Origin of the sequence: Type-D symbiont of Plautia stali (genome assembly GCF_001485335.1) — a bacterium.
Lineage (GTDB): Bacteria > Pseudomonadota > Gammaproteobacteria > Enterobacterales > Enterobacteriaceae > Pantoea > Pantoea vagans_C.
Genome location: NZ_BBOC01000022.1, coordinates 14,028 through 37,123 on the forward strand (window position 1 = coordinate 14,028; position 23,096 = coordinate 37,123).

Annotated in this window: 23 protein-coding genes; 15 read left to right on the forward strand and 8 right to left on the reverse strand. The window is 53.9% G+C overall.

Features of this window, described 5'->3' with window-relative positions:
- Positions 1–32: 32 nt before the first annotated feature.
- From dksA to panD, 7 genes are all read left to right on the forward strand, one after another.
- Positions 33–488, forward strand: coding sequence for an RNA polymerase-binding protein DksA (gene dksA, locus PSSD_RS09185; protein ID WP_039331260.1), 456 nt, complete (start codon positions 33–35; stop codon positions 486–488).
- Between the two features lie 70 nt (positions 489–558).
- Positions 559–1,494 carry a tRNA glutamyl-Q(34) synthetase GluQRS gene (gene gluQRS / locus PSSD_RS09190; protein WP_058970856.1) on the forward strand — a complete coding sequence of 312 codons (936 nt, stop codon included), beginning with the start codon at positions 559–561 and terminating at the stop codon, positions 1,492–1,494.
- 37 nt (positions 1,495–1,531) lie between these two features.
- Entirely contained in the window at positions 1,532–2,944 is a 1,413-nt protein-coding gene (gene pcnB, locus PSSD_RS09195) for a polynucleotide adenylyltransferase PcnB (protein WP_235589207.1), read from the forward strand.
- On the forward strand, positions 2,941–3,426 hold the full coding sequence (gene folK, locus PSSD_RS09200) for a 2-amino-4-hydroxy-6-hydroxymethyldihydropteridine diphosphokinase (protein ID WP_058970859.1): 486 nt from the start codon (positions 2,941–2,943) through the stop codon (positions 3,424–3,426). Before pcnB ends, folK begins: the two co-directional genes overlap by 4 nt.
- 82 nt (positions 3,427–3,508) lie before the next feature.
- Positions 3,509–4,303: a 3-methyl-2-oxobutanoate hydroxymethyltransferase gene (gene panB / locus PSSD_RS09205; RefSeq protein WP_058970862.1), complete on the forward strand. Its 795-nt coding sequence runs from the start codon at positions 3,509–3,511 to the stop codon at positions 4,301–4,303.
- A 15-nt stretch (positions 4,304–4,318) separates the two neighbouring features.
- A complete protein-coding gene (gene panC, locus PSSD_RS09210) occupies positions 4,319–5,173 on the forward strand; it encodes a pantoate--beta-alanine ligase (RefSeq protein WP_058970865.1) in 855 nt (284 codons plus the stop codon).
- A 40-nt stretch (positions 5,174–5,213) separates the two neighbouring features.
- On the forward strand, positions 5,214–5,594 hold the full coding sequence (gene panD, locus PSSD_RS09215) for an aspartate 1-decarboxylase (protein ID WP_034829560.1): 381 nt from the start codon (positions 5,214–5,216) through the stop codon (positions 5,592–5,594).
- A gap of 38 nt (positions 5,595–5,632) precedes the next feature.
- Here panD and PSSD_RS09220 read toward each other — a convergent pair whose 3' ends face one another.
- The 4 genes from PSSD_RS09220 to hpt form a co-directional block, all read right to left on the reverse strand.
- Positions 5,633–6,646 (reverse strand): acyltransferase family protein, encoded by a 1,014-nt coding sequence (locus tag PSSD_RS09220; RefSeq protein ID WP_039331272.1) that lies wholly within the window; start codon positions 6,644–6,646, stop codon positions 5,633–5,635.
- Positions 6,647–7,043: 397 nt separating this feature from the next.
- On the reverse strand, positions 7,044–7,814 hold the full coding sequence (locus PSSD_RS09225; protein WP_034829563.1) for an ABC transporter permease: 771 nt from the start codon (positions 7,812–7,814) through the stop codon (positions 7,044–7,046).
- The gene (locus tag PSSD_RS09230) at positions 7,811–8,734 is read right to left on the reverse strand and encodes an ABC transporter ATP-binding protein (RefSeq protein WP_039331274.1); all 924 of its coding nucleotides are present in this window, start codon (positions 8,732–8,734) and stop codon (positions 7,811–7,813) included. The genes PSSD_RS09225 and PSSD_RS09230 overlap by 4 nt, the downstream gene beginning before the upstream one ends.
- Positions 8,735–8,968: 234 nt before the next feature.
- Positions 8,969–9,505, reverse strand: a complete 537-nt coding sequence (gene hpt, locus PSSD_RS09235) for a hypoxanthine phosphoribosyltransferase (protein ID WP_039331277.1) — start codon at positions 9,503–9,505, stop codon at positions 8,969–8,971.
- 166 nt (positions 9,506–9,671) lie between these two features.
- Here hpt and PSSD_RS09240 point away from each other — a divergent pair, with 166 nt between their 5' ends.
- A complete protein-coding gene (locus tag PSSD_RS09240; RefSeq protein WP_058970867.1) occupies positions 9,672–10,964 on the forward strand; it encodes a cystathionine gamma-synthase family protein in 1,293 nt (430 codons plus the stop codon).
- Between the two features lie 106 nt (positions 10,965–11,070).
- Here the strand turns inward: PSSD_RS09240 and cueO are convergent, their stop codons facing one another.
- Positions 11,071–12,699: a multicopper oxidase CueO gene (cueO, locus tag PSSD_RS09245; protein ID WP_058970870.1), complete on the reverse strand. Its 1,629-nt coding sequence runs from the start codon at positions 12,697–12,699 to the stop codon at positions 11,071–11,073.
- A gap of 177 nt (positions 12,700–12,876) precedes the next feature.
- On the opposite strand from cueO, the gene PSSD_RS09250 reads away from it, so the two are divergent.
- The 3 genes from PSSD_RS09250 to speD all read left to right on the forward strand — a co-directional run bounded on the left by PSSD_RS09250 (position 12,877) and on the right by speD (position 15,012).
- A complete protein-coding gene (locus PSSD_RS09250; protein ID WP_007888732.1) occupies positions 12,877–13,224 on the forward strand; it encodes a YacC family pilotin-like protein in 348 nt (115 codons plus the stop codon).
- Between the two features lie 109 nt (positions 13,225–13,333).
- Complete coding sequence (gene speE, locus PSSD_RS09255) at positions 13,334–14,197, forward strand: polyamine aminopropyltransferase (protein WP_058970873.1); 864 nt, start codon at positions 13,334–13,336, stop codon at positions 14,195–14,197.
- A 5-nt stretch (positions 14,198–14,202) separates the two neighbouring features.
- Positions 14,203–15,012, forward strand: a complete 810-nt coding sequence (gene speD, locus PSSD_RS09260) for an adenosylmethionine decarboxylase (protein WP_058970877.1) — start codon at positions 14,203–14,205, stop codon at positions 15,010–15,012.
- 131 nt (positions 15,013–15,143) lie between these two features.
- Here speD and PSSD_RS09265 read toward each other — a convergent pair whose 3' ends face one another.
- The 3 genes from PSSD_RS09265 to dtnK are packed head-to-tail and all read right to left on the reverse strand — an operon-like array spanning position 15,144 to position 18,156.
- Entirely contained in the window at positions 15,144–15,905 is a 762-nt protein-coding gene (locus tag PSSD_RS09265; protein WP_058970879.1) for a DeoR/GlpR family DNA-binding transcription regulator, read from the reverse strand.
- 6 nt (positions 15,906–15,911) lie between these two features.
- Positions 15,912–16,892, reverse strand: coding sequence for a D-threonate 4-phosphate dehydrogenase (locus tag PSSD_RS09270; RefSeq protein ID WP_058970883.1), 981 nt, complete (start codon positions 16,890–16,892; stop codon positions 15,912–15,914).
- Positions 16,885–18,156: a D-threonate kinase gene (gene dtnK, locus PSSD_RS09275; RefSeq protein ID WP_058970887.1), complete on the reverse strand. Its 1,272-nt coding sequence runs from the start codon at positions 18,154–18,156 to the stop codon at positions 16,885–16,887. Before dtnK ends, PSSD_RS09270 begins: the two co-directional genes overlap by 8 nt.
- A 189-nt stretch (positions 18,157–18,345) precedes the next feature.
- Between dtnK and PSSD_RS09280 the strand changes: the two genes are divergently transcribed.
- The 4 genes from PSSD_RS09280 (at position 18,346) to PSSD_RS09295 (ending at position 23,072) form a co-directional block, all read left to right on the forward strand.
- Positions 18,346–19,494, forward strand: coding sequence for an iron-containing alcohol dehydrogenase (locus PSSD_RS09280; RefSeq protein ID WP_058970890.1), 1,149 nt, complete (start codon positions 18,346–18,348; stop codon positions 19,492–19,494).
- 17 nt (positions 19,495–19,511) lie between these two features.
- Positions 19,512–20,396, forward strand: a complete 885-nt coding sequence (locus PSSD_RS09285; RefSeq protein ID WP_039331298.1) for a dihydrodipicolinate synthase family protein — start codon at positions 19,512–19,514, stop codon at positions 20,394–20,396.
- A gap of 246 nt (positions 20,397–20,642) precedes the next feature.
- Positions 20,643–21,596: a phosphoglycerate dehydrogenase gene (locus PSSD_RS09290; RefSeq protein WP_058970893.1), complete on the forward strand. Its 954-nt coding sequence runs from the start codon at positions 20,643–20,645 to the stop codon at positions 21,594–21,596.
- Positions 21,597–21,752: 156 nt separating this feature from the next.
- Positions 21,753–23,072, forward strand: coding sequence for an MFS transporter (locus PSSD_RS09295; RefSeq protein WP_058970949.1), 1,320 nt, complete (start codon positions 21,753–21,755; stop codon positions 23,070–23,072).
- The last annotated feature ends 24 nt before the right edge of the window (positions 23,073–23,096 follow it).

Sequence of the window (23,096 nt, forward strand, 5' to 3'; positions counted from 1 at the left end):
ACGGGTAGTGCGTGTTATCCAGGAGAAGCAACATGCAAGAAGGGCAAAACCGTAAAACATCGTCCCTGAGTATCCTCGCCATTGCTGGTGTGGAGCCGTATCAGGTGAAACCGGGCGAAGAGTACATGAACGACGCCCAACTGAGCCATTTCCGCAAAATTCTGGAAGCCTGGCGCAACCAACTGCGTGATGAAGTCGACCGCACTGTGTCGCATATGCAGGACGAAGCGGCTAACTTCCCGGATCCGGTAGACCGTGCCGCGCAGGAAGAAGAGTTCAGCCTGGAATTACGTAACCGCGATCGTGAGCGTAAATTGATCAAAAAGATCGAGAAAACGCTGAAGAAAGTGGATGACGAAGATTTCGGCTACTGTGATTCCTGTGGTGTAGAAATTGGTATTCGTCGCCTTGAAGCGCGTCCAACCGCCGATCTTTGCATTGACTGCAAAACGCTGGCTGAAATCCGCGAGAAGCAGATGGCAGGCTAATGGCCGTGAGCAGACTGTCGCCGCACAGCCGGGAAAAACACTGTTTTCCCGACGTGCGGTACACTTCAAAATGACCGCTTCAACTTCTTCCTGTATTGGGCGTTTCGCTCCCTCTCCTTCTGGTGATTTGCACTTTGGTTCGCTGATAGCTGCACTAGGCAGTTACCTGAGCGCGCGCGCGCAGCAAGGTCAATGGCTGGTGCGTATTGAAGATATCGATCCGCCGCGTGAAGTTGCGGGTGCCGCAACGCGTATCCTCCAGCAACTTGAACATTACGGCCTGCAGTGGGATGGCGAAGTGCTCCGGCAATCGCAACGCCATGATGCCTACCGCGCCGCACTGAGCTGGCTGCAGCAACATCGTCAGAGCTATTTTTGCACCTGCACGCGCAGCCGTATTCAGCAGATTGGTGGCTTCTACGATGGCCACTGCCGCAACTTGCATTTACCCGCAGAGAACGCGGCATTAAGGTTACGCCAGCATGCGCCTGTGTTCAGCTTTCACGATCGCCTGCGCGGCCACTTAGCGGCTGACACACAGTTGGCGCAGGAAGATTTTATTATCCATCGGCGGGATGGGCTGTTCGCCTATAACCTGGCGGTGGTGGTGGATGACCATTTTCAGGGCATGACGGAAATTGTGCGTGGCGCGGATTTAATTGAGCCTACGGTGCGTCAAATTGCGCTTTATCAACAGTTTGGTTGGCCAGTGCCGCAATATCTGCATCTGCCTTTGGCCGTCAATACAGACGGCAATAAGCTGTCAAAGCAGAATCATGCACCTGCCTTACCCACGGGGGATCCGCGTCCTGTGTTGGTGCAGGCGCTGCGCTTGCTCGGTCAGCCTGTGATGCAGAGCTGGCAAGATTTATCGTTACCTCAGTTACTGACGCATGCTGTTGCGCAGTGGAGTATCCAACTGATCCCACAGCAGAACGCGCTAATACCTGATGAAGCGACATCGCCATTCCTAAATGGTTCGCAACAGGCTATGATTAGCCGCTGATTTATTAACACCCATTTTCTCACTGTCGAGGTGTCCCATTTTTACCCGAGTCGCTAATTTTTGCCGGAGAGTCCTCAAGCGTGACGAGGAGGTGCCTGAAGAGGTGGAAACCGAGAGTCTGATGACCGTCATTCCCCGTGAAAGCCACAACATCTCACGCAAAGATATCAGCGAAAACGCCCTTAAAGTGCTGTATCGCCTGAATAAAGCCGGTTTCGAAGCATACCTGGTTGGCGGTGGCGTGCGTGATTTACTGCTGGGTAAAAAGCCGAAAGACTTTGATATCACCACCAATGCCACACCAGAGCAGATGCGCAAATTGTTCCGCAACTGCCGCCTGGTCGGTCGTCGTTTTCGCCTGGCCCACGTGATGTTTGGTCCGGAAGTGATCGAAGTGGCGACCTTCCGTGGTCACCACCAGGAAGAGAGTGAAGAGGATCGCAACAGCTCACAGCGCGGCCAGAATGGCATGCTGCTGCGTGATAACATTTTCGGCAGCATTGAAGATGATGCCCAGCGCCGCGATCTCACCATCAATAGCCTGTACTACAGCGTGGCGGATTTCACCGTCCGTGATTACGTGGGTGGTTTACAGGATCTTGAGGATGGCGTGATTCGCCTGATTGGCGATCCAGAAACCCGTTACCGTGAAGACCCGGTGCGCATGCTGCGCGTGGTGCGTTTCGCCGCCAAGCTGGAAATGCGCATTGCCGCTGAAACTGCCGAGCCGATTCCACGCCTGGCCACGCTGTTAAACGATATTCCCCCTGCACGTATGTTTGAGGAGTCCCTCAAACTGCTGCAAGCCGGTTACGGCCTACGCACCTATCAGATGATGCGTGAATATCAGCTGTTCCAGCCGCTGTTCCCGATGCTGACGCGCGGCTTCACGGCCGAGAGCGACAGCTTGATGGAACGCATGCTGATTCAGGTGCTGAAGAACACGGACAACCGCATTCAGAATGATATGCGCGTCAATCCCGCCTTCCTGTTTGCCGCGATGTTCTGGTATCCACAGTTAGAGTCGGCAGAGCGTATTGCACAGGAGAGCGGGCTGACCTACTACGATGCGTTCGCCCTCTCGATGAATGAAACGCTGGATGAAGCCTGCCGTGCGCTGGCGATTCCGAAGCGCATCACCACACTGATCCGTGATATCTGGCAGCTACAACTGCGCATGTCGCGCCGTCACGGCAAACGTGCGTGGAAGCTGATGGAGCATCCAAAATTCCGTGCCGCGTATGATTTGCTGGCACTGCGTGCCGACGTGGAAAATAACCGCGAACTGCAGAGTCTTACTCACTGGTGGGGCGAGTTCCAGGCGGCTGCACCTGTGCAGCAGAAAACCATGATGACCACGCTGGGCGACGATCCGGCTCCACGCCGTAAACCGCGCCGCCCTCGCCGCCGTCCAACCGGTCCGCGTCGTGATACTAACAGCCCATCATGATCCGCGTTTATCTCGCACTCGGCAGTAATCTGGCCGATCCGCTGCATCAGGTTGATGCAGCGCTCGCCGCGCTCGATGCCCTTCCGCACACCTCGCGCGTGGCGACCTCTTCGCTGTATCGTACCCCCCCTTACGGCCCGCCGGACCAACCCGACTACCTGAATGCTGTTGTCGCGCTGGATACGCTGCTGGAAGCGGAAGCGTTGCTGGATCACACGCAACGCATTGAGCTGGAGCACGGCCGAGTCCGCAAAACCGAGCGTTGGGGCCCGCGTACTCTCGATCTCGATATCATGCTGTATGGCCAGCAGACGATCCACACCCCGCGTCTCACCGTGCCGCACTACGATATGCACAACCGCGCGTTTATGCTGGTGCCGCTGTTAGAGATCGCTCCTGCGCTGCGTCTGCCTAACGGTCAGCCACTGGCCGGGATCCTGGCCACGCTCGATCGCAGCGCCATTCGTCCGTGGAATGTCTAGCCTGTAATAATCGCACTGTGTTCGTATCGCCTTTCCAGCCAATCCAGTAAACTGCGCGCATCTGAAAACGCTGGAGAGCGCGATGAAACCAACCACCATCTCCCATTTACGCCAGTTGAAAGCCAGTGGCCGCAAATTTGCCACCCTGACGGCTTACGATTTCAGCTTTGCCCGCCTGTTTGCCGATGAAGGCATTCAGGTGATGCTGATTGGCGACTCCCTCGGCATGACCGTGCAAGGTCATGAATCCACCCTGCCCGTGACCGTGGCAGATATCGCCTATCACACTGCCGCCGTGCGCCGTGGTGCGCCTCAGGCGCTGGTGATGGCCGACTTACCCTTTATGAGTTACGCCACGCCACAGCAAACCTTTGATAACGCCGCACAGTTGATGCGTGCCGGTGCCAATATGGTGAAGCTGGAAGGCGGAGAGTGGCTGGCTGACACCGTGCGTATGCTGACGGAACGTGCCGTGCCGGTGTGCGGTCACCTTGGCCTGACGCCGCAATCCGTCAATATCTTCGGTGGCTACAAGGTGCAGGGCCGTGACGAAGCGGGCGCAGAGCGTGTGCTGGCCGACGCGCTGGCACTGGAAGCGGCGGGCGCACAGCTGATGGTGCTGGAGTGCGTACCCGTCGCGCTGGCGGCGCGCGTGACCCAGGCGTTAAGCATTCCGGTGATCGGCATTGGTGCCGGTAACGTCACCGATGGCCAGATTCTGGTGATGCACGACGCCTTTGGCATTACTGGCGGCCACATCCCTAAATTCGCCAAAAACTTCCTCGCGGAAACCGGCGACATTCGCGCGGCTATTCGCCAGTATATTGCCGACGTTGAGGCGGGCATTTATCCTGCCGCCGAACACAGTTTCCAGTAAATCAGGAGATTTGCAGTGTTGATTATTGAATCGCTGCCGATGCTGCGCCGTGAAATTCGTCGCTGGCGGCAGGAAGGCAAACGTATCGCGCTGGTGCCCACCATGGGCAACCTGCATGACGGCCACCTCACACTGGTGGACGAAGCGCGCGAACGGGCCGATATCGTGGTGGTGTCGATTTTCGTCAACCCGATGCAGTTTGAACGCGCCGATGACCTGGCGCGCTATCCACGCACCTTGCAGGATGACTGCGAGAAGCTTAATCGCCATAGCGTGGATCTGGTTTTCGCACCGGCACCGGCGGATGTCTATCCTAAAGGGCTGGATAGCCAAACCTTTGTGGAAGTGCCGGGCTTATCCTCGCTACTGGAAGGGGCGAGCCGTCCGGGGCATTTCCGCGGCGTCTCCACCATCGTGAGCAAGCTGTTCAACCTGGTCCAGCCCGACATTGCCTGCTTCGGCGAGAAGGATTTCCAGCAGCTGGCGATTATCCGCAAGATGGTGGCCGATATGGGCTTCGACATCGAGATTGTCGGTGTGCCTACCGTACGCGCGAAAGATGGCCTCGCGTTGAGCTCGCGCAACGGCTATCTCACCGCTGAAGAGCGCGCTATCGCCGCCGGTCTGAGCCAGGTGATGAACAGCATGGCAGCGCGCCTGAGCAACGGTGAGCGCCATGTGGATGAGATTATCGAAAACGCAGAAGCCGCCTTGCGGGAGAAAGGATTCCGCCCTGATGGTTTGGCGATTTGTGATGCCGACAATCTGCAGCCGCTGACCGTAGACAGTCAGCGCGCCGTGATTCTGATGGCCGCATGGCTGGGCAATGCGCGCCTGATTGATAATCAGCAAGTGGATCTGACGGAGTAATTTCCGTTATTTATTAGAAGCTAACCAGGATTCTGTCGCTATGATTCGTACCGTACTTCAGGGCAAGCTGCATCGCGTTAAAGTCACTCAGGCAGATTTGCACTATGAAGGCTCCTGCGCCATTGACCAGGATTTTCTCGATGCCTCCGGCATTCTGCAATATGAAGCCATCGACATCTATAACGTCACCAATGGTCAACGTTTCTCGACCTACGCGATTGCCGCTGAGCGCGGCTCTAAAATCATCTCCGTGAACGGTGCCGCCGCGCGTTGCGCCTGCGAAGGCGATATCATGATCATCTGCTCGTATGTGCAGGTGGAGGATGAAGTCGCTCGCAGCTGGCAACCGAAAGTCGCCTATTTCGAAGGTGATAACGAGATGAAACGCATCGCCAAAGCGTTACCAGTGCAGGTCGCCTGATAACAACGGAACCTCTGTTCAGAGGTTCCGCCCTTTCCTCACACCGGCTTTACGATCTTTACCCTTGGTTGAGACTTCAGGGTAAACAGGAAGTTGAACCAACCGCGCTGGCGCAACAGGCACAGCGTCCAGGGGAAGATCATCGCCGCAATAAACGCCAGCACAAACAACAGGTCGTAAACCCAAAGCGACTGGGTATGCAGCTTGACGATTTTGCTAAAGAACTGAATCACCAAATAATGCGACAGGTAAAATACGATGGAATTGACGCCCACGTAATGCACCAGCCGTGAATTGAGTTTCAGCGATATCCAGACAAACACCGGAATCGATAACAGCGCCAATGCGGCAAGCAGAACGTGTGATGGCGGGCGCTCACTCAGCAGGTTGAGGCACACGAACAGCACCACGCTGGCAAAAGAGAGCAGCACCAGCAGCGTATTTTCAGCCAGTTTCGGCACATCATACTGCTTACGAACCAGCTGATCGCCCACGTAGAAGAAAATAAACAAGTTAACGGATTTATTGATGTGCGCATTATCGAAGCTGGCAAACATGCCATCCGCACTGAATTCAGGTAAGAAATAACTCAGCAGTAAACACGCGGGAATCACCAGCCAAAACGGCATTTGTCGTACCACAATAATGGCGAGGAAGAAAAAGAACAGTGAATGTAAGAACCAGGTGATATCACCGCCGCCGCTCAGATGCATAGCAATAACATGCAAGGGAGATTGCGGGTTATTCGCCATCGAACTAAATAAGATTTTTAAGCCGCCATACACCACTACCCAGACGGCAAAGGGATATAAGATTGTCTGGACTTTGTTATTGATAAATGGCCCGAGTCCTTTACGTAATCCAGCATCAACAAATAAGCCCGACACAAAAAATACTAAGCCAAGAAATACTGGTATTAACAACGGATCCAGTACTGAGATCAGCGGTGCGAAGTGTCCAACATTGCCATTTACCGCAATAACGCAGTGCAGCAGAATAACAACAAGTACACCTATACCTCGCAGATTATCCACCCACGTTATCCGATTCATATTTTCCCCTGCCTGACGAAGATAATAAGAGCCATCTCTTTAAACAAACAGAGTGGCGCATTTGTTATGCGTTGCTGTGTGGTTGTGTAGCGTGAAAACAATAAGCAAGGCAATAATCTAATTACGGGGAAGTAATGACAAGTTCAAAATTCTGCTAAAGCCATAACAAATTCCTTACGCCTTGTAGATTAAGCAGTTACAGAACATCGTCATGACATTTATCAGAAAAAGACGCAAAATATCAAAAACAGTAAACAATGATTTTAATATTTTAAGATTAATTAACTGGCGCTAATTAATAAAGCATTTATCTTAAAATAGAGTTTTGAAGGAATTAATATATCGATATTCCAAAAACAAAAATGCAGCCGTAGCTGCATTTTTTTAGCGGAAGTGACTAGGTACGTAAGCCGCGTCCACGCTGAATAAGCGCATACACCAATACGTAAAACACCACGATAAACGCAATCAGCACCGACAAGGTGAACACCAGCGGCACATCATTAATGCCGAGAAAACCGTAGCGGAAACCGCTGATCATATACACCACTGGGTTCAGCTTCGACACCGCCTGCCAGAAAGGTGGCAGCAACGTCAGCGAATAGAACACGCCACCCAGATAGGTCAACGGTGTTAACACGAAGGTCGGGATCAAACTGATATCGTCAAAGGTACGCGCAAACACTGCATTAAGCAGACCCGCCAGCGAGAACAGAATCGCGGTCAGCAGCAGCGTCAGGGCCACCATTGACCAGGAGTGCACGTGGAATGGCACAAAGAACAGTGAAATGGCGGTCACCAGAATCCCGACACACACGCCACGCGCCACGCCACCGCCAACATAACCGGCAATGATGATGTGCGTCGGCACTGGTGCAACCAGCAGCTCTTCGATATTGCGTTGGAATTTAGCGCTAAAGAATGATGAGGCTACGTTGGCATAAGCATTGGTGATCACTGCCATCATGATCAGGCCCGGTACGATAAACTGCATATAGCTAAAGCCATGCATGTCACCAATACGTGAACCAATCAGGTTGCCGAAAATAATAAAATAAAGCGTCATGGTGATCACCGGCGGCACCAGCGTCTGAATCCAGATGCGTGCAAAGCGGTTGATCTCCTTGGCCCAGATACTCTTCAGTGCCACCCAGTAAAGATGTGTCATGCTTTTGCTCCTTTTCCCTGGGTCAGGCTGACGAACAGCTCTTCAAGGCGGTTCGCTTTGTTACGCATACTCAACACCTGCACGCCCTGCGCGCTCAGTTGGCTGAACACGCTATTCAGACCCTGCTCACGCATCACTTCCACTTCCAGCGTGGAGGTATCCACCAGGCGGTACTGGAAACCCTCCAGCTGCGGCAGTGGGCTGCGCGGCGCGAGATCCAGAATGAAGGTTTCTGATTGCAGCTTCGACAATAGACCTTTCATCGAGGTATTTTCCACCAGCTCGCCGCTCTGAATAATGCCGATGTTACGGCACAGCATTTCGGCCTCTTCCAGATAGTGAGTGGTGAGAATAATGGTGGTGCCTTTGATATTGAGATCTTTCAGGAAGGTCCACATCGAGCGGCGCAGTTCAATATCCACGCCAGCGGTGGGTTCGTCGAGGATCAACAGCTTTGGCTCATGCATCAGTGCACGCGCAATCATCAGACGACGCTTCATGCCGCCCGAAAGCATACGTGCACGCTCGTTGCGTTTACCCCACAGATCGAGCTGGTTGAGGTATTTCTCCGCGCGCTTGTTGGCTTCACTGCGCTCAACGCCGTAGTAACCAGCCTGATTCACCACAATCTGCATCACGGTTTCAAACGGGTTAAAGTTGAATTCCTGTGGCACCAAACCGAGCTGTCGCTTGGCGTTGACCACATCTTTTTCCAGGTCATAACCAAATACGCGCACGCTGCCACCAGATTTATTCACCAGTGAACTGATAATGCCGATGGTGGTGGATTTACCCGCGCCATTCGGCCCGAGCAGTGCGTAAAAATCGCCGGCTTCTACGTTGAGATCCAGCTTCTTCAGCGCCTGTACGCCGCCGGGATAGGTTTTGGTCAGCCCGGAAAGTTCCAGTGCATAAGTCATTGCGAATCCATACCCTGTTGTAGTGACATCAAAGCCCTATGAAATGATAGTGCGCTCACAGCGAGCCTGCGGGGTTATTCAGAGATAATAGGTGAAAAATCAAAGATGAAGCGCCCGCCACACTTTACCACTCTGCTTGCCGCAGGGGAACGCGAGCATAGCCCGTAAGTCAGTGACTTGCGGGCTGCGCATCTTATCGCAGGCTAAAGGGATTAGCCTTGGAAGATTGTGCGGTTATTCACCGGTTGGGATAACTTTGCCGATATACGGCAAATGACGATAGCGTTGCGCGTAGTCGATACCAAAGCCTACAACGAACTCATCTGGAATGGTGAAGCCAACGTATTCAACGGTCACTTCGACTTCGCGGCGCTCGGGTTTATCCAGCAGGGTGCAGATGGCCAGTGATTTTGGCTCACGCAGACGCAAGATTTCACGCACTTTGCTTAGCGTGTTGCCGGAGTCGATGATGTCTTCCACGATCAACACATCTTTGCCACGAATATCTTCGTCGAGATCTTTAAGGATCTTCACATCGCGGGTGGATGACATACCGCTGCCGTAGCTGGACGCGGTCATAAAATCGACTTCGTGCGGCACATCAATCGCGCGACACAGATCGGCCATAAACATAAAGGAACCGCGCAGCAGGCCCACTAAAACCATTTCGCTGCCGCTGCTGCGGTAGTGTTCGCTTATCTGCTTGCCCAGTTCGGCAATACGGGTTGCGATCTCCTGCTCAGAGATCATCACGTCGACGGTGTGTTTCATTGCATTCGCCTGGTTAAGGTTTTTCAGAAAGCCACGAAGTCTATCATAGTCGAACCAACCTCTAACGCGGCGCACAGAACGCAAACGATACCGTGGCAAAATTTATTGCTCTGACCTTAACTACAGGAAACTTCCCGCCCTCTCACCGGTGACCTCTGGAGATCTTATGGCCGCTTCATCCAGTAAAAAAACGCAGATTGGCACCCACGATCTGCATCCGGAAACGCAAATGCTGAACTATGGCTACGATCCGCGGCTGTCCGAGGGCGCGGTGAAACCGCCGGTGTTTCTCACCTCCACCTTTGTGTTTAACAGCGCCGAAGAGGGGCAGGATTTTTTTGATTACGTGGCCGGACGTAAACAGCCGCCGGAAGGCAAAAGCGGCGGGCTGGTCTATTCGCGCTTTAATCACCCTAACAGTGAAATCGTCGAAGATCGGTTGGCGATTTATGAAGGGGCCGAAAGTGCCGCCCTGTTCTCGTCCGGCATGTCAGCGATCGCCACCACGCTGCTGGCCTTCGCGCGCCCCGGAGAGGTGATTTTGCATTCACAGCCGCTGTATGGCGGCACCGAAACGCTGTTAAGCAAAACCCTGCACGACCTTGAGATCAAAGCAGTGGGTTTCAGCGATGGCACCGATGAAGACAAAGTGTATGAGGCCGCCAAACTGGCATGGCAGCGCGGTCGGGTCGCGCTGATTCTGATTGAAACGCCCGCCAATCCCACCAACAGTCTGGTCGACATTCAACTGATGAAACAGGTGGCAGATGTCATCACGCAGCAGCAAGGATCGCGGCCTGTTCTGGCCTGTGACAATACTTTGCTTGGCCCCCTGTTCCAGCACCCGCTGCAGCACGGCGCAGACTTATCGCTCTACTCGCTGACTAAGTATGTCGGCGGGCATTCAGATTTAATTGCGGGGGCAGTGCTTGGCAACAAAGCCTTGGTAGGCAAAGTGCGATCGCTTCGCAGTGCCATCGGCACGCAACTTGATCCCCATTCCAGCTGGATGATTGGTCGTTCGCTGGAAACGCTGTCATTGAGGATGGAGAAAGCCGCCAGCAATGCGGAAAAAGTCGCAGCCTATTTGCGCGATCATGAACAGGTGGAGAAGCTGCACTGGCTGCCTTATCTCGACGAAAGCAGCCCAGCTGGCGAGACTTATCAACGTCAGTGCAGCGGTGCGGGTTCAACCTTTTCCTTTGATATCAAAGGCGGACAACCGGCAGCCTTCCGTTTTCTTAATGCATTGGGGCTGTTTAAGTTGGCGGTGAGTCTGGGCGGCACTGAATCGCTCGCCAGCCATCCGGGCAGCACCACCCACTCAGGAGTGCCGCAGGAGGTGCGGCAGCGCATTGGCATTACGGATGCCACGGTACGTTTGTCGATTGGTATCGAGCACGCCGAGGATCTGATCGAGGATATCCGGCTGGCGCTGGAGGCGGCTCAATCAGCGTAATGTTTTCCAGTGCGCATAAATGCGCACCCTACGGTAAATCACACCGATTTTCGTAGGGTCGCCATTTATGGCGACCGAGACGTGCGCAATGATGAAACGGAGTTACTTAACTGACCGTAAATCCGAGCATCATGCCGGTATCTTCATGCTCCAGCAGATGACAGTGCGCCATATAGGCATTATCAGCATTAGCGACATAGTTGAACTGCACCAGCACTTCGCTGCGCCAGCCGTTGACGCTGACCATATCTTTCCAGCCGGCACGATGCGCTGCAGGCGGCTTGCCGTTTTCCGACAGGATGCGGAACTGTGCGCCGTGAATATGGAAAGGATGTAGCATCGCATCGCCTTCACCGGAAATCGTCCACTTCTCCAGCTTGCCCAGTTCGGCATTAAACATCGGCTTGGTCATGTTGAATGCCTGACCGTTGATTTTATTGCCGTTGTGGAAATCGTATCCAGCGGTTTTGCTCTCGCTGCCGTGGTCCATCTTCATCGCGCCGCCACTCATGTCCATGCTGCCATGGTCCATCTTCATCGCGCCGTCCCCCATGTCCATGCTGCCATGGTCCATTTTCGTACCATGATCCATCTTCATGTCGCCCATGGCTTTATGACCGTAACGATCCATCAACGCCTGCATCCCTTGTTGATCCAACTGCGGGTCCATCATCAGCTGCAGCCAGCGGTTTTGCACCCCTTCGGCTGAAGGTAATGGCGGCACATCCACCAGCTTATCCGGCAGGGAACCGCTCGCCATCACGCGCAGTGGCAAGATCTGCACCAGCGGCAAAGGCTGATCAAACGGGGCCAGCGTCATACCCATTTGTGTCACCGGCAGCGTCACCATATCGAAGGTTTTGCCATCGGAAGTATCAATCATCACTTCAAAGCGCTCACCCGGCAGCAACGGCAGGTGGTCAACCTTCACCGGCTCGGCCAGTAACCCACCATCGCTGGCAATGACATACATTGCACGGCGATCGCTGGTGGCGATATCCAGCGATCGCGCATTACAACCATTGAGTAACCGCAGACGTAACCAGCCGCGCGGCACTGCCTGCTGCGGATACTGCACGCCGTTGGTCAGCATCATGTCGCCAAACCAGCCCACCGCCGCACGCATGATATCGAGTTGATAATCAATGCGAGCGCCATCTTTGGTGAGCTGTTTGTCCTGGAAAATCAACGGGACATCGTCTTCGCCCCACTGCATCGGCAGGCGCAATTTGCCAGAGTCTTCATCCTCCAGCAGCACCAACCCCGCTAATCCTTGCGCCACCTGATAGCCGGTTTTACCGTGCTGATGTGGATGGAACCAGCACGTTGCGGCGGGCTGGTCTGGGGTGAAAGTCACTTGTCGTGACGCACCTGGCGCGATCACCGCCTGCGGGCCACCATCCACGTCACCGGGTATTTCCAGCCCATGCCAGTGCACCGTAGTGCCTTCAGCCAGGCGGTTATGAATATTGACGGTCACCGCTTTCTCACGCTGCAAGCGCAGTGCTGGCCCAAGCAGATTGCCGTTGTAGCCCCAGGTGGGGACTGCTTTGCCGTTCCATTGGCTGGTGCCGCTCATCGCCGTGAGCGTGTACTGCCCGTGGGCATCAGGCTGTAAAATAGAGGGAATCGGTAAGAGCGGGCGCGTAGCCGCCATTAGCGAGCGACTCCACAGCGGCAGCGCACCCGCAGCGCTGAGCGCAGCGGTCAACTTTAGAAAATGACGACGTTGCATATTCTTATCCTTGTCGTGAATAAGGGCACAGCGTAAACCTTTCCCCTGTGGGAGGGTCAAGCCCTGAAACAGAATGCACTGATAAAAACCGTGGGAATGGCCCATTTCGGCAAATTTAGCGGAATCCCTGCAATAACTGTGCTAACGTCAATAAATTGTCCCTTGTTGAGAATGATTATGACGAAAAGCATCAAGATCCTGCTGCTGGCGGGACTCCTTGGCTTCTCCTCCACCAGTTTTGCGCTGAGCGAATCCGAAGCAGAAGATCTGGCTGACCTCACCGCGGTGTTTGTCTACCTGAAGAATGATTGCGGTTATCAGGATTTACCGGATGCGCAGATTCGTAAAGCACTGGTGTTTTTCGCCCAGCAGAACCGTTGGGATCTGAGCAACTACAGTAACTACAATATGAAATCCCTCGGCGAAGAGAGCTATAAAGATTTGAGCGGTATCGCCATCACCAACGACAAGAAATGTAAGTCGCTGGCGCGTGATTCGCTAAGTCTGCTCGCTTACGTCAAATAGCCCGCAACACCGCTCTCCTGCTGAAGATTTGACCGTGCAACCACGGTCATAATTCGCTATCCTTTTTTGTTCCATTTTCATGGCGATGACATTAGAGGAGAGCCCCATCATGGCCCAAAATGAAATGTGGTATGAGACGCTTCATGCCGGATTTGGACAGTATTTCACGGTAGATAAACTGCTTTATCGCGATAAGACCGCGCATCAGGATCTGGTGATCTTTGAAAATGCCGCCTTTGGGCGAGTGATGGCGCTGGATGGCGTGGTGCAAACCACCGAACGCGACGAGTTCATCTACCACGAAATGATGACCCACGTGCCGATTCTGGCGCACGGCAAGGCGAAACGCGTGCTGATTATTGGCGGTGGCGACGGTGCCATGCTGCGTGAAGTCTCTCGCCACTCATCGGTTGAACAGATCACCATGGTGGAAATCGATGCGGGCGTGGTGAGTTTCTGCAAAGAGTACCTGCCGAATCACAGCGCAGGGGCTTTTGACGATGCGCGATTGAACCTGGTGATTGATGATGGCGTCAATTTCGTTAATCAGACCGAAGAGAAGTTCGACGTCATTATCTCTGACTGCACCGATCCTATCGGGCCAGGTGAGAGTCTGTTCACCTCCGAGTTTTATGCAGGCTGTAAAAATGCCTTGAATCTAGGCGGCATCTTCGTCGCGCAAAATGGGGTCTGCTTCCTGCAGCAAGAAGAAGCCATTAACAGCCATCGTAAACTCAGCCACTACTTCTCAGACGTCAGTTTTTATCAGGCGGCGATCCCTACTTATTATGGCGGCATCATGACCTTCGCCTGGGCCACGGATAACGAAACCCTGCGCCAGTGGGATGCAGCCACTTTACAATCGCGCTTTGACGATGCGGGCCTGCGCTGCCGTTACTACAATCCTGCGATTCATGTCGGTAGCTTTGCCTTGCCGCAGTACCTGCTGAATGCTTTGTCGTGTGAGGAGTGACGAAATTGCAAAAGCTGAAACTACACGGCTTCAATAATCTGACAAAAAGCCTGAGTTTTTGTATTTACGATATTTGCTACGCCAACAGCGAAGCCGAGCGTGATGGTTATATCGCGTATATTGATGAGCAATACAATGCCAACCGCCTCACGGAAATCCTGACGGAGACCTGTTCGATTATTGGTGCCAACGTGTTGAATATTGCGCGTCAGGATTATGAACCTCAGGGGGCCAGCGTCACGATTTTGGTGAGTGAGGAGCCGATCAATCCGCAGGATATTGATCAATCTGAAATCCCAGGTCCGTTGCCCAATTCGGTGGTAGCGCACTTAGATAAAAGCCATATCTGCGTACACACCTATCCGGAAAGTCATCCTGAAGGGGGGTTATGTACTTTCCGCGCCGACATCGAAGTCTCCACCTGTGGCGTGATTTCACCGCTTAAAGCGTTGAATTACCTGATTCACCAGCTGGAATCTGACATCGTCACCATTGATTATCGGGTACGCGGTTTTACCCGCGATGTGAACGGCGTTAAGCACTTCATCGACCATGAGATCAATTCGATTCAGAACTTTATGTCCGAAGATATGAAGTCAATGTACGACATGGTGGATGTGAACGTTTACCAGGAAAATATCTTCCACACCAAGATGTTGCTGAAGGAATTTGACCTGAAATATTATCTGTTCAACACCAAGCCTGAAGAGCTGAGTCCGCAGGAACATAAGCGAATTACCAATCTGCTGTGGAAAGAGATGCGTGAGATTTATTACGGTCGCAATATTCCGACGACGGGGTTGAAGCTGTTGTAGTTCGGTGCGTGCTAATACCCTCACCCCGTCCCTCTTCCAATGGAAGAGGGAGTAAAACGTGTGAAATTTGGCATGTTCTACGGGCGGTCCCCTCGCCCGCTTGCGGGAGAGGGTTAGGGTGAGGGAAATAGTCAAGCAGTCAGTTGCAGCCCAATCCCGCGCTCGCGCAAGTCGCGGCACACCACTTCATCCAGACGGGCATCGGTCACCACATCGGTCAGGCTATCAATCGGCGCGGCGCAATACAGCGACCAGGAGCCATACTTACTGCTATCGGCCAGCAAAATCCGGCGACGAGCATTGGCCAGCAGATCCCTCTTCAGCCCGGCTTTATCTTCCGTCGGCGTGGTAATACCGCGTTCGATACTCCACGAGTTACAGCTGACAAAAGCGATATCCGGATTGATGCTGCGTAGCAGACGGCGGCCGTGTTCCCCAATGCAAGACTGGCTGGAATCATCAATACGGCCACCAATAATAGTGGTTTCAATCTGCTTGAATTCAGACAGGAATAACGCGATATGCAGGTCTGCAGTGATGACGCGCAACTGCAGATGGGTCAATTGACGCGCCAGCTCCAGCATGGTGGTGCCCGCATCCAGCACCACGGAATCGCCCGTTTTCACATAGCTGGCGGCAAACTGCGCGATGGCTTGCTTCTCGGCCAGATTACGCTGCATCTTCTCCAGCGTGGTCGGCTGGGCGGGAATGAAGCGATTAAGCGTCACACCGCCATGGCTGCGGCTAATAACGCCTTCCTTGTCGAGCTTGATCAGATCGCGGCGGATCGTCGCAGGCGAGGCAGAAATCGCACTCACCAGCTGTTCTACAGTGACCAGATTATGACTTTTCAAATAGTCCATAATCTGGTCGAGACGGCTTTGTCCCTTCATATTTCCCTATGCTAGCTGCATCGCGAGTTTAATGGAGATCGCCATGCTCGCAGAGTTCGCTTTACCTGTCCAGGCGATATCAAACGCCGTGCCATGGTCCGCCGAAGTACGGATAAACGGCAGTCCCGCAGTGATGTTGACGCCGTCATAAAAGCCTAATAGTTTCAGTGGGATATGACCTTGGTCGTGATACATCGCCACCACCATATCGTACTGCCCCTGCTGACACTGCAGGAACACGGTATCCGGCGGACAAGGGCCATAGACATCAATCCCCTTCTCTTTCATCACTTTGATCGCCGGCGCGACGGTGGTGATCTCTTCATCACCAAACAGACCGTTCTCACCTGCATGCGGGTTCACACCGGCCACGGCAATACGAGGGTTGTCGAAGCCGACGCGACGCAGGAAGCTATCTGCCATACCGATCACCGTCTGAATACGTTCCCCGTTCAGGGTGTCGAGGAACTTACGCAGCGCAATGTGGGTGGTTACGTGAATCACCTTGAGGTGATCGGTGTACAACACCATGGCATAATTTTTAGTGTTAGTGAGTTGCGCCAACAGCTCAGTGTGCCCCGGATAAATATGCCCTGCTGAGTGCAGCGCTTCTTTATTCAGCGGTGCTGTGGCAATCGCATGCACGTCACCCGCCAGCGCCAGTTCGGTGGCACGCTTCACACAGCGCCAGGCCAAATCGCCCGCTTCTTTCTGCACGACACCCGGCTTAAGGGCTTCAGGATTTGCCAGAGGTTCGTCAATCACGTTAATAATGCCGGGTGCAAAATGCGCATCTTTCACCTGATCCAGCACGCGCAGTTCAGCCTGCGGCGTAATGTTCAATCCTATCACCCGACGCAGCGTGCTGGCGCAGCCGATGACCACCGCGGGAATGCCCGCCAGTTCACCTTCAGCTAACGCTTTAATGATGATCTCCGGGCTGATGCCCGCCGGATCGCCCATGGTCACCGCAATAATTTTATTCACTCGACTTCTCCTCAATGAAACGGATGGCTTCTACCAGGGTGTTTTCGTCGCCAAAGCCACCCGCTTTGGTCATCACCGGCAGGTGTAATTCGCTATTAAGCAGAACCCCGTGCGGCACGCAGCCTGCCACCAAGCCCTGAATCTGGAAACCGCTGGCGCCCAGCGCCTGTGCTACGGCAATGGCAACGTCGCCGCCAGAAAGATACAAACCGGCAGGCAACCCATGTCGGCATACCTTGCTGGTTAACTGTGCCAGGAACTGGCAAATGCGTTCACCTAATTCCTGGCGTGAAACCTGATGCTGCTGGCAGAGCTGTTCAATATCGTGACGCTGATCGGCATGCTGTGTGGTGCGCACTACACAATGCGCCCCGGCACTTATTGCTTGTTGCATGGCCTGTTGCCACACGTTAGCTTGCGGCCATGCGGGCTGCGCAAACAGCTGGCGAATATCGATGTCGATAATGCGGATCTCTCGCTGAGTAGCGAGACGGGCAATCTGCTGCTGGGCAATCGCACTCATTGACCCCACCACCGCTAAGACCGGCCTTGCCGGACGTGCAGCCAGATACTCTCCCAGCGCGTCGCCCAGTCCCGATGCGCCCGCCAGTAGCGGTCTGATGGACAAGGTTGCTGCTGCCGCCATCAATAACGCAATATCCGCATCCTGTTCGGCATCCACCACCACCAGGCCCTGCTTAGTGGAGAGAACCTGTGCCAGTTGACCACTGCGCACGGTGGCCAGATCGAGCGTTTCGCCCGCCATTGCACTCTGCATTTGTAGCCGGGTTAACACATGGCTACTGGTGACGGGCGTTTTAGGATCGCTGGCAAATTCGGTATCGGTCAGGCGCTGCTGATTGATCCACACCTCTCCCTGACGGGTGGTGCGTCCCAACCTGGGTACCGCAGGCACCACCAACGCCAGAGTTTTCCCGCTGGCTGTTAATGCCGCTTCAATTTCAGCGCCTGGATTGCCGCGCAGTGTGGAGTCGATCTTTTTAAACAGCCAACCATCTTGGGCAATCGCCTGATGCTGCTGTACGGCAAGCGTTGTACGATGCGCAGCATCTGCGGCGCTCACCGCTCGGCTATCGGTGCTGATCACCAGTACATCCGCACTGTTGGCATCATGTGGCGTGCTGCTATCAAACAGCACATGCACTTTTGCGCCCGCTCGCGCCAATCCGCTACCGGCATCATTGGCCCCGGTAAAATCATCGGCGATCACTAAGACTGGCGTTTTCCATGGCTGTGAAGTCATTCTCTTTCCTCTACCGGCAGCTCGCCGTGTTGAGATTGATTATATTCAATCATGATTGATTATATGTGAGCAAGATCAAATTATTTGAAATCAATTTGCCCTATAAATTTAGGCACTGTAGTGACAGAACCTGCACTGATTGAGCAAAGTTAATCATTCAGTACGAAAAAACCGCAATAAGGGTATGAAATGAATATCAACAGCACCGTGATCAGTGGCTTTCAGGCGCTTAATGACCTCAGCTATTTGCTGCAAGGTAAAGAAAAAGCGCTTCTGGTAACCGATAAGAATATTGAAGGCATTCCAGCGGTTCAGACGCTGATCGCGCAGCTGAAGCAGCAGATCGGCAGTTTGAGCATTGTTAACAGCGTCCCACCAGAACCGAGCCAGCATGATGTCGCAGCCATTGTTGCCGCGTTGCCCTCTACAGATGTGGACCTGGTGATCGGTGTTGGCGGCGGCAGCGTGCTGGATGTCGCAAAGCTGTTGTCGATCCTGTGCGTTGACGGCGCACCCACGCTGGATGCGCTGCTGGCCGGTGAAAAACCACAAACCCGTACCATATCCCTGTTGATCCCGACCACTGCGGGTACAGGATCGGAAGCCACGCCTAATGCGATCCTGGCGATCCCTGAGAAAGAGACTAAGGTGGGCATTATCACACCGGTGATGCTGCCAGATTATGTCGCACTGGTCCCCGAGCTGACCACCAGCATGCCGCCTCACATCGCTTCTTCAACCGGTATCGATGCGTTGTGCCATCTGATCGAGTGCTTTACCGCCACCGTGTCCAACCCGGTAAGCGATAACTATGCACTGATCGGTATGAAAAAGTTGTTCGCCAGTCTTGAGACCACCATTGCCGAACCGGGCAACCTTGAGGCGCGCCTCAATATGCTGTGGGCCTCCTATTATGGCGGCGCGTCCATTGCCCACGCCGGGACGCATCTGGTCCACGCGATGTCTTATCCACTGGGCGGCAAATATCACCTGCCACACGGCGTGGCGAATGCCATTCTGCTGGCCCCTTGCATGCGCTTCGTCCGCCCTGCTGCAGTGAGCAAATTCGCGCAAGCCTACGATTTACTGCCGGATGCCGATACCACACTGGATGAAGAAGCCAAATCACACGCGCTGGTGGAGTATTTCGCCGCGCTGGTGAAGCGTCTCAAATTACCGGCGAGTCTGGAAGAACTGGGCATTGGTCCAGATCACCTGCCGTATCTGGTTGAAGCCGCGCTCGACGTGCAGCGTCTGATGAAGAATGTGCCGATGAAAGTCAGCGCCGATGACGTGAGAAACGTCTACCTGACGCTGTTTCCGGCTTTGAATCACTAAGGATTAATGAGGGAATCATGAGCAAGAAAATTCAGGGCGTATTAACCGCCATCGTCACCACCTTTGATAGCGAAGGTGCATTCAACCCAGCCGCGCAACGCGTGCAGGTACAACGCCAGCTGAGCGCAGGCAACGGTATTTTCTGCGGCGGCACCAACGGTGAATTCTTCGTGCTGAACGAGCAGGAGAAACTGGCGGTGACGGAAACCTGCGTCGATGAAGTGAACGGCGCGGCAGCGGTTGTGGCGCATATTGGTGAGATCTCCACCCGTGAAACTATTCGTCTGGGCAAGCAAATTGCCAAACTGGGCGTCGATGCCGTTTCGGTGATCACACCTTATTTCGTGCCACTGAAGCAGGAAGAGTTGATCGCTCACTACCGCGCGGTAGCCGATGCGATTGATGTGCCGCTTTATCTGTACAACATCCCTGCGCGTACCGGTAACACCCTGCAGCCGGAGACTGTGCGCACGCTGGCCGCTCACCCGAACATCATCGGCATTAAAGACAGTGCGGGCAGCTACGAAAGCCTGAGCGGTTTCCTGCAAGCCGCGGAAGGCATGGAGAACTTTAACGTGCTGACCGGCCCAGACTCGCTGATCCATCGCGGCTTTGTCGAAGGCTGCACCGCCTGTATTTCTGGCCTGGCCAACGTGGCACCGAAAGAGATCAACGCCATCTGGGCACGTTTCCACGCAGGCGATATTGAAGGTTCACGCCAGGCGCAAGAGAACATCACCGGTCTACGTACCGATCTCTACAGCGTCGGTTTCCCACCGGCCACCGTCAAGCGAGCAGTCTCGCTGCTGGGCTCTGATGTGGGTAACAGCCGTTATGCAGTGAGCTTCTCTGCCGAAGAAGAGCAGAAGATCCGCCAGATCGTGAATCAGTATTTGCAGTAATGATTTTGGGCAGTCTTTTTGCCTTTTTACCACCTAAATACCCTAAATAATTCGAGCTGCAGGACAAATATGCCGCAGGCTTATTTGAACAGCGCTAGCGCTGGCCCGTAGGGTGAGGCTTTAGCCGAATCACGCGGCAAGTGAGTTAATCCCCAGGAGCTTACTGAAGTAAGTGACTGGGGTTAGCTCACGCAGCCAACGCACCTGCAGCTTGAAGTATGACGGGTATTAACACCGGGAAGAATCATGAAAGTCATCTGTACTTCACCCTCATTCGCCAAATACGACGCTGCCCCCATCGACACCCTGCAGCAGCACGGTTTTGAGCTGATTACCCTGCCCGCTGATGCACCGCTCAGCGCGCTGGAACCGCATCTGGCCGATACCGTGGCGATGATTGTTGCGTTCACTGACGTCAACGAAGCACTGCTGGAGAAAGCGCCACAACTGAAGATCGTGTGTAAGCACGGCGTTGGCGTTGACAACATCAATCTGGATGCCACCCGCGCGCGCGGCATTTATGTCACCAACGTGCCGGATGCCAATAAACATGCGGTGGCTGATTTTACCTTTGCGCTGATCCTCAACAGCGCGCGCCAGATTACTCAGGCGGCGATTGAAACCCGCGCGGGTAACTGGCCACGCATCTTTGCCACCGACGTGTATGGCAAGACGTTGGGCATCATCGGCCTAGGCAATATTGGCAAGCAGGTGGCGTTGCGCGCCAAAGGTTTCAACATGCGCGTTATCGCTTTTGATTTTTATCCGGATGAGAAATTCGCCGCAGAACACGGTATCGAATTTGTCAGTCTCGACCAACTGACTGAAAGCAGTGATTTTATCACGCTGCATAAGCCGCTCACCGATAAAACCCAAAACCTGTTTGATGCTGCGCGCATCAAGCGCATGAAGAAAAGCGCTTTCCTGATCAACGCATCACGCGGTGGCATCGTTAATGAGCAGGACCTCTATCAGGCGTTGCTGGATAACGTGATTGCTGGCGCAGCTGCCGATGTGTTCGAACAGGAACCGCTGGCGGAACACCCGTTGTTTACGCTGAGCAACTTTATCCCGACCTCGCATATCGCGGGATATACCGACGGTGCCATCAGCGCTATTGGTGAACGCTGCGTGATGCAAATCGTGCAGTGCATTAAACAGGGCGAACGCCCAGTAAATATCATGAACGGGCTGGATTAACTTTTTCAAAACCCTATTTAATCCATTTTTTAATCCCAAGTCATTGGTGTTGTAGCAAGGCGGCAAATTCATTCATCCTCAGGAGCTTATTCCAGGGGGGAATGAATGCAGCCAACGCCGCTACAGCGCGAAGGACGCCGGGAAGGTGAAAATAATATGAATAACACCTCTCGCTCTACCCGTATTCGCTGGTGGATTGCAGGCCTGATGTGGCTGGCAATCGCCATTAATTATATTGACCGAACTGTACTCTCTGCGGCCGCACCGCACCTGATTAAAGAACTCGATATAAACCCAGAGATGATGGGTTTTATTATGGCGGCATTTTTCTGGTCCTATGCACTCTTGCAGATCCCGGCAGGCTGGTTCGCCGATCGTTTTGGGCAGAAAAAAGGTCTGGGTATTGCTGTTGCGTGGTGGTCGATTGCCACCATGGCGATGGGCCTGGCGACCGGTTTTAAATCCCTGCTGGCGCTGCGCTTAGCGCTGGGTGTCGGTGAAGCCGCGGCTTACCCGAGCAACGCCGGTATTACCGCGCGCTGGTTCCCGGATCGCGAACGTGCCACGGTTTCAGGCCTGTTCGACAGTGCGTCGAAGTTTGGTGGTGCCGTTGCCATGCCGTTGATCGTATTTATGATCGCAATGTTCGACTGGCGCATCACCTTCCTGGTGATTGGCTCACTCGGTGTGTTCTGGGTGATCGCCTGGTACTTCATCTATTCCGAGAACCCGGAAGATCATAAATCGATCAGCCAGGATGAAGTGCGATTCATTCGTGATGGCCAGGCGCAGAAACACGGCGATAAAAGCGTGAAACCGATGAAGTGGTATAAGCTGCTGCGCTACCGCAATATCTGGGCGATGTGCATTGGCTTCTTCACCATCAACTACACCTCCTACTTCTTTATCACCTGGCTGCCAACTTACCTGGTGAAAGATAAAGGCATGGATTTCCTCAAAATGGGGATGGTCGCTGCACTGCCACTGATTTGCGGCATGGTGATTGAAGTGCTGGCGGGTTGGGCATCCGATCGCATGGTACACAATAAACTGCTGTCACTGACCGCCACCCGTAAGCTGTTCCTGACCATCGGTCTGCTGATGGCACTGTGTATCGGTTTTGCGCCGTTCACCGATTCCGTATTTATGACCGTGCTGCTGCTGTGTATCGCCAAATCCGGTACCACAGTAGCGGCCTCTCAGGTCTGGGCTCTGCCGGGTGATGTGGCGCCACAAAACAGCGTGTCGATGGTCGCGGGCCTGCAGAATACCGTCTCAAACATGGGCGGCGCAGTCGGCCCAATTATTACCGGCGCTATCGTTGGCGCAACCGGCCACTTTACCTGGGCACTGGTGTTCTCTGCCGTGCTGGTGGTGATTGGTATTCTTAACTACCTGTTCCTGATGGGCAAAGTTGAACCTATCGTGGATGAGGAGCAGGTGCATCATTCACATTCCGTTGTGAGCGGCGCGTAAGTGCCAAACCCGCCGCATCGTCCT